The organism is Vogesella aquatica (assembly GCF_028548455.1).
In the GTDB taxonomy this organism is placed as follows: Bacteria; Pseudomonadota; Gammaproteobacteria; order Burkholderiales; family Chromobacteriaceae; genus Vogesella; species Vogesella aquatica.
This window is the reverse complement of record NZ_JAQQLF010000045.1, coordinates 1-830: the sequence shown is the minus strand read 5'-3', so window position 1 is coordinate 830 and position 830 is coordinate 1. Positions and strand designations below refer to the sequence as shown.

The following is an 830-nucleotide window of genomic DNA, read 5'->3' as shown; positions in this document are numbered from 1 at the left end:
CTGAAAGACGGCACCGCCACGTCCGACGACTACGGCAGCGCCAGCTTCAGCAACGGTGTGACTTACGACGCTACCAGCGGCAAGATCACCGTACCGGCCGGCGTGACCAGCTTCACCGTGACCGTACCGACCACCAACGACACCACCGACGAAGCCGACGAAACCGTCAAGCTGAGCATCGGCGGTAAAGACGCCACCGGTACCATCGTCGACAACGACGGTGCACCGACTATCGAGCACATCGGCAAGCCGGACCCTGCTGCGGCCAACCCGAACGACGTGTCGGCTACTGAAGGCGATAGCCTGTCGTTCACCGTGAAGCTGAGCAACGCCAGCAGCAGCGCCACCAGCTTCGACTTTGTACTGAAAGACGGCACCGCCACGTCCGACGACTACGGCAGCGCCAGCTTCAGCAACGGTGTGACTTACGACGCTACCAGCGGCAAGATCACCGTACCGGCCGGCGTGACCAGCTTCACCGTCACCGTACCGACCACCAACGACACCACCGACGAAGCCGACGAAACCGTCAAGCTGAGCATCGGCGGTAAAGACGCCACCGGTACCATCATCGACAACGACGGCGTGCCGAGCATCGAATCGATCGGCACCAGCGCCGGCACCGGCGACGTGTCCGCTACCGAAGGCAGCGACCTCAGCTTCACCGTCAAGCTGAGCAACGCGTCGTCCAGCGCCACCAGCTTCGACTTTGTACTGAAAGACGGCACCGCCACGTCCGACGACTACGGCAGCGCCAGCTTCAGCAACGGTGTGACTTACGACGCTACCAGCGGCAAGATCACCGTACCGGCCGGTGTGACCAGCTTCAC

1 protein-coding gene is annotated in these 830 nt (G+C 62.8%); it reads left to right on the top strand.

Translation table 11 applies throughout. The annotated features are described in order from the left end of the window. On the top strand, positions 1 to 830 hold an 830-nt coding region (locus PQU95_RS18460; RefSeq protein WP_272753359.1), incomplete at both ends, for a Calx-beta domain-containing protein.